Genomic DNA, 6,226 nt, shown 5'->3' with positions numbered 1-6,226 from the left:
AGGAACCACAGGTCGGGCAGGCGGACTGTTCAACAGCCAGCAGACCTTCATCATCAACAGCATCGTTGGCTGAGGCGGAGATCGCGGTGATCAGGTCGGTCGGTGCATGGGCGACGCCATCCACCACCACAGCCTTACCGGCTTCCATCGGACCACCGGAGACGAAGACCACCGGGATGTTCAGACGCATGGCGGCATTGAGCATGCCCGGGGTGATCTTGTCACAGTTGGAGATGCACACCATGGCATCTGCGGTGTGGGCATTGACCATGTACTCCACGGAATCGGCGATGATCTCACGTGACGGCAGGGAGTACAGCATGCCACTGTGCCCCATGGCGATGCCGTCATCCACGGCGATGGTGTTGAATTCCTTGGGAACACCACCAGCCTTGCGTACGGCACCGGCGACAATATCGCCGACATCCTTCAGGTGGACATGGCCCGGTACGAACTGGGTGTAGGAGTTGACGATGGCGACAATCGGCTTGCCGAACTCGTTTTCCTTGGTTCCGGTTGCGCGCCACAGGGCACGGGCTCCAGCTGCATTACGGCCGACGGTGGTGACTTTTGAACGAAGAGGAATCATGATGCGCTTTTCAGATCAACTCTTAAAAGAGTGGTGGAAGGGGGATTTCTAAGACGTCAGTTGCCACAGCAGAAGGGGTGCCTGCGGGCAGCGGAGGTCTGGTTTCTGGGGCGATTGTGGGCACTGAGGACTCTGTGGTTCGAATCTTGGGCCCACGATCGTGGTGCTAGCAATCAGGCTTGTGGCTTCGGGGGATTCTGCTCAGCAGATTCAACACCGGTGTCTGCCGGGGTGTTCCCAGAGACATCATGTGGGGTGTTGTCTTCATCCAGCTCAATCTGGATTTCCCGACCCAGAGCCTCCTGGCGGGCGACGTATTCTTCCTTGGTCAGAACCACGGAATAACCGTCTTCCTGTACTACCACAACCTTGCCATCCATCGCAGCACGGCCTTCGGTCAGAGCATCAGGGATGCGACCATAGGACGCCTGCTGCAGGCGGGGCAAGGAATTGAATGTGACACCGGGAAGCTTGATTTCCTCATCCTGGGTGGTGCGGGCGAAAGTGCGGGCACCCTTGAAGCCGATGCCGGCAAAATCATCCCAAGAAATCTTCTTGTTGCCGCGGAATGCATAACGGGCTTCAATGCCCGATTCATCAACCACAGTGGAGGATTTCAGCACCCACCAGATGAAGAGAACAGGAAGGAGGAGGATCCACCAGAGGTACTGGGGAGCTGTTCCGATGGTGATGAGTGAGATCAGGCCGAGAACAACCGCACTGAGGATGTGGGTGCGATCAGGGGAGAAGGTTTCAGAACGTTCCGCCTGGGTATTGGCATCCGGCACAGTGTTCTCATTGTTTTTCGCGTCTGAACTCATAACTTCCCATAGTAGTAAAGGTGGCTGACATGTCCGTAATCACCCACCCCGGGGCAGCGCAGGCTTAAGCTCCTGTGCCTGCCTCTGCACCTGCTCCTGTTCCGGTGGGATCCTGGAGGATGGTCTCAAGTGGCTCCACCGCGGTGGGGGTTGGTTGAGGTTGGGTGGTGGGGGTTCCTGCCGGGGTGGTTGCGGTGGGATTCTGGGTGGCCGGGGTTGTTTCAGAAGTATCAGGGGAGGTGGGATCGCCAGGTGCGGGTTCGTCAGTAGCCGTCCCGTTCTCATCATCCAACAGCCCTGGGGTTTCAGAAGGGGTGGTCTCCTGGGTTGGGGTTTCTACAGGGCGGGATCCCTCCGGAGTCACCTCTGGTTCAGGCTCCGCCGGGGTGGTCACCACAGTTTCGTCATTGTTGGATGAGAAGCCGCGGGTCTCCCAGTTCTCCGGTGGTTCGATGGTGAACAGCTTGATCAACAGGAGGATCAGCAGGCCGAGCAGCATCAGGCTGGTGCTCATCCGGGTACGTCCACCGATGGAGAGAACCTTCTGCCAGGGCTTCTCATAGGAATCTGTGCGGAACAAGCCCGGGAGGCGTCCAGAATTTTCACCAGCGGTGTCCGTGTCTGAGATGACTGCAGTATCTGCAGCCACAGCTGTGGACTCCTCCGGCAGGACCGACATGGATATATCGGGACGATTGGGGTGGGTGCCTTCCGGAGTGGGTTGGATATCACCCTCATCGGTGACGTCGGCTGTTTCAGCAGCGGGGGAGCTGCTGGTTGTTGCTGCCGGTTTACCTGCGGCCAGGGCTCCTCCGGCACCCATGTTGATGGTCGTGGTGGCGGTGGAATCGAGTGAATCAACTGGTACGTCCAGCACCGGCTTGCGGGTGTATGCCTTATCCGGCTGCGGGGCAGCGGTGGAGGTGTTTAGGGGCACACCAGCGTTGTCCAGTGGATGTTCATCCAGTGCCAACTTGTCCACGAAGGTGCCGGAGGTGGTGGTGGCGGAACCGTACTCATCCCAGAACTCTTCGATGATCCGGGTTCGTACCGCACGTTCCACCAACCACTGGTTACCGGCGGTGACCTGAACCATGAAGCGCATGGTCACCAGCCAGGGCATACCCACCACTGTTGGTGGCTGAACATCTACTGCGGGGTGCACATCCAGCTCACCGATCACCACGGGACTGACATCGTCCTGGGCGATCGCGCGGCGGGTGGCTTCCTCGGAACGACGGATCACGTCATTGACATTGGCGGAACCCAGCATCGGCACGGGGATGACAATCACCGCACGGGACCATTCCTTGGAGTGGTTGATACAGACCTTGGCGGCGGAGTTCGGGATGATCACAGTCTGATGGGAGATGGTGCGGATAGTGGTGGCACGCATGGTCACCTCCACGACCGTGCCTTCCACATCAACACCGCTGCCCTCAAAGCGGACCCAGTCACCCACGCCGAATTGTTTTTCCGTGAGGATGAGGAAGCCTGCCAGGAAGTCAGCGATGATGGACTGCGCACCAAAACCAATGGCAGCGGAAGCAACAGTCGCAGGAATCGCAGCCCCTGCCAGTGAGAACCCGATCTGTTGCATGAACGCGATGATCAGGAAGAAGAAGGCGATGATCTGGGCGATATAGAGGCCGACTCCCGCAAAGGCCAGTTTATTCTTACCGGATTCTTCATCGATATCTGATTCCACACGATGCTGCACAAAACGCATGACCAGTCGGCCGATACGTGGTACCAGCATGCCGATCAGAAAGATGAGAACCAGGTTGATTCCTGTGTTGAGGAACCAGGACCACATGCTTATGAAAATATAATTCAGCGGCAAACTAAAAGGCATAGCTTCAAGAGTAACCGCGCCAGCTGTGGGTTGGCTGGCTGAAACCTTGCCCCGAAATGCTTGATGGTACCCACCCGGCGGGGTGCAGATTTTTGTTTCGGGTGGTCACAGAGGGGAGTGGTGGGGGTGACCCCCGAAAGTGTTTCAAGTGGCCAATAATTAAAGAGTGTGTGTAGCATTACACACCATGACCATTATTCGACTTGTACTAGTAGCTGCGCGGCGCGTGCCGTAACGGTTTTTTACAAGTCGTCTCGTCAAGCGCCCTCGGCAGCACCCACCACAGTGCTGCATCGAGGGCTTTCTTGTTGGTAGCCACCTTTGCCAACATTGCAAGGACGTCTGTCGCACCGCGTGAACACGCACCCGCGTCGGAACAATTAAACAATGGCTGCCCTTGGAAGCCTCCAGGGGAGCCATCAGAAATCCTTCTACGAAAAGGAGCCAGAAAGTCGTGAATGTGGCAGCTTCTCAACAGCCCACTCCAGCCACGGTTGCCAACCGTGGACGTTCCGGTGCGCCGGAGCGGATGACAGGCGCACAGGCAATTGTTCGATCGCTAGAGGAATTGAATGCCGAGATTATCTTCGGCATTCCGGGCGGTGCGGTTCTTCCCGTATACGACCCGCTCTATTCCTCTGAAAAGGTCCGCCACGTGCTTGTGCGCCACGAACAGGGCGCGGGCCATGCCGCAACTGGCTATGCACAGGTAACCGGTCGGGTCGGCGTCTGTATCGCCACCTCCGGTCCGGGTGCCACCAACCTGGTCACCCCCATCGCCGATGCCCACCTTGACTCTGTCCCGATCGTTGCCATCACTGGCCAGGTCGGACGCAGCCTGCTGGGCACCGATGCTTTCCAGGAAGCCGATATCCGAGGCATCACCATGCCGGTGACCAAGCACAACTTCATGGTCACCGATCCCAACGAGATCCCACAGGCACTGGCCGAGGCATTCCACCTCGCCCTGACCGGCCGTCCGGGACCAGTTCTGGTGGACATCCCGAAGGACATCCAGAACGCTGAACTGGACTTCGTCTGGCCGCCGAAGATCGACCTGCCGGGCTACCGTCCGGTCACCACACCGCATTCCCGTCAGATTGAGCAGGCAGTCAAGCTCATCGGTGAGGCCAAGAAACCTGTTCTTTATATCGGTGGTGGTGTCATCAAGGCTGATGCTCACGATGAACTGCGTGCTTTTGCTGAGTACACCGGAATTCCCGTCGTCACCACTCTCATGGCACTGGGCACCTTCCCTGAGTCCCACGAGCTGCACTTCGGTATGCCAGGCATGCACGGCGCAGTTTCCGCGGTGGGCGCACTGCAGCGCAGCGACCTGCTCATCACCATCGGCGCGCGTTTCGACGACCGCGTCACCGGCGATGTGGACAGCTTCGCACCGCATGCCAAGATCATTCACGCTGATATCGACCCGGCTGAGATCGGCAAGATCAAGCAGGTTGAGGTCCCTATCGTCGGTGATGCCCGTGAGGTTCTCGCCCAGCTTCTGACCTCGGTCAAGAACAAGGCCAATGCCACCGGAGATCTCTCCGAATGGGTTGAGTACCTGCGTGGTCTGCGTGAGCGTTTCCCACGTGGATATGATGAGCAGCCTGATGGTGCCCTGTCACCACAGTTCGTCATCGAGACCCTGTCCAAGGCTGCCGGCCCGGATGCGATCTACTGCGCTGGCGTGGGCCAGCACCAGATGTGGGCTGCACAGTTCCTCGACTTTGAGAAACCACGCACCTGGCTCAACTCTGGTGGTCTGGGCACGATGGGCTACGCCGTTCCGGCAGCCCTGGGTGCCAAGGCTGGTGCTCCGGAGAAGGAAGTTTGGGCCATCGACGGTGACGGCTGCTTCCAGATGACCAACCAGGAACTGACCACCTCAGCGGTGGAGGGCTTCCCGATCAAGGTCGCCCTGATCAACAACGGCAACCTCGGCATGGTGCGCCAGTGGCAGACCCTCTTCTATGAGGGCCGCTACTCCAACACCAAGCTGCGCGAGCAGGGTTCCTATGTCCCTGACTTCGTCCAGCTGTCTGAAGGACTTGGTTGCGTGGCCATCCGCGTCACCAAGCCGGAAGAGGTCCTTCCTGCGATCCGGAAGGCACAGGAGATCAATGACCGCCCGGTGGTCATCGACTTCATCGTCGGCGAGGATGCCCAGGTCTGGCCAATGGTGTCTTCTGGTGCTTCCAACACGGATATCCAGTACGCCGTCGGCCTGCGCCCACTCTTCGATGATGAGGAGTCCGCAGCCGAGGACCCAGCCGACATCGATGCAGTAACCGAACGAGAAGGAGAGTAAGAAAATGGCTAGTACAGATATCACCCGCCATACCCTGTCCGTTCTGGTACAGGACACCGACGGCATCATCTCACGTGTATCGGGCATGTTCACCCGCCGCGCATTCAGCCTTGTGTCACTGGTGTCAGCAAAGACTGAAACAGTGGGCATCAACCGCATCACGGTTGTCGTGGATGCCGATGAGCTCAACATTGAGCAGATCACCAAGCAGCTGAATAAGCTGATCCCGGTGCTCAAGGTTGTCCGACTTGATGAAGAGACCACCATTGCCCGCGCCATCATGCTGGTGAAGGTCTCCGCTGACAGCTCCAACCGTCCGCAGATCGTGGATGCCGCGAACATCTTCCGTGCCCGCGTTGTCGACGTGGCTCCGGATTCTGTGGTCATCGAGGCGACCGGCACGCCGGGTAAGCTCCGCGCACTGCTGGATGTCATGGAGCCATTCGGTATCCGTGAACTGATCGAATCTGGTCAGATCGCCCTCAACCGTGGCCCCAAGACCATGGCCCCGGTGAAGAACTAACCCCCCTGAAACACCCCTGAATATTGTTCCAAGCGTCTCATCTGGTGGCTAAAAATAGTCCACCACATGAGATGTGGTAGAACAATATGTAGTAGTCTGTCTCATGTGGCGGACAAAACCTCCA

5 protein-coding genes are annotated in these 6,226 nt (G+C 58.2%); 2 read left to right on the top strand and 3 right to left on the bottom strand.

Features of this window, described 5'->3' with window-relative positions; genetic code table 11:
* From Q0M74_RS03800 to Q0M74_RS03790, 3 genes are all read right to left on the bottom strand, one after another.
* Positions 1 to 589, bottom strand: a 589-nt coding sequence (locus Q0M74_RS03800) for a dihydroxy-acid dehydratase (protein ID WP_293951717.1), incomplete at its 3' end; no start/stop codon positions are given.
* Positions 590 to 762: 173 nt separating this feature from the next.
* The gene (locus Q0M74_RS03795; protein WP_293951716.1) at positions 763 to 1,410 is read right to left on the bottom strand and encodes a PH domain-containing protein; all 648 of its coding nucleotides are present in this window, start codon (positions 1,408 to 1,410) and stop codon (positions 763 to 765) included.
* Between the two features lie 64 nt (positions 1,411 to 1,474).
* Complete coding sequence (locus tag Q0M74_RS03790) at positions 1,475 to 3,265, bottom strand: mechanosensitive ion channel family protein (protein ID WP_293951715.1); 1,791 nt, start codon at positions 3,263 to 3,265, stop codon at positions 1,475 to 1,477.
* A gap of 454 nt (positions 3,266 to 3,719) precedes the next feature.
* Here Q0M74_RS03790 and Q0M74_RS03785 point away from each other — a divergent pair, with 454 nt between their 5' ends.
* Together Q0M74_RS03785 and ilvN are read left to right on the top strand one after the other, a co-directional pair.
* Complete coding sequence (locus Q0M74_RS03785; protein WP_293951714.1) at positions 3,720 to 5,579, top strand: acetolactate synthase large subunit; 1,860 nt, start codon at positions 3,720 to 3,722, stop codon at positions 5,577 to 5,579.
* 4 nt (positions 5,580 to 5,583) lie between these two features.
* Entirely contained in the window at positions 5,584 to 6,102 is a 519-nt protein-coding gene (gene ilvN, locus Q0M74_RS03780) for an acetolactate synthase small subunit (RefSeq protein WP_293951713.1), read from the top strand.
* Positions 6,103 to 6,226 lie beyond the last annotated feature (124 nt).

It is taken from the genome of uncultured Corynebacterium sp. (assembly GCF_945649885.1).
In the GTDB taxonomy this organism is placed as follows: Bacteria; Actinomycetota; Actinomycetes; order Mycobacteriales; family Mycobacteriaceae; genus Corynebacterium.
Note: the sequence above shows the minus strand (reverse complement) of the source record. Positions and strands in the feature narration are given on the sequence as shown.

What these genes read in the sequence shown, in the direction of transcription:
- Q0M74_RS03795 (WP_293951716.1), bottom strand. Translation starts at nt 1,410, where the DNA reads ATGAGTTCAGACGCGAAAAACAATGAGAACACTGTGCCGGATGCCAAT.
- ilvN (WP_293951713.1), top strand. Translation starts at nt 5,584, where the DNA reads ATGGCTAGTACAGATATCACCCGCCATACCCTGTCCGTTCTGGTACAG.
- Q0M74_RS03790 (WP_293951715.1), bottom strand. Translation starts at nt 3,265, where the DNA reads ATGCCTTTTAGTTTGCCGCTGAATTATATTTTCATAAGCATGTGGTCC.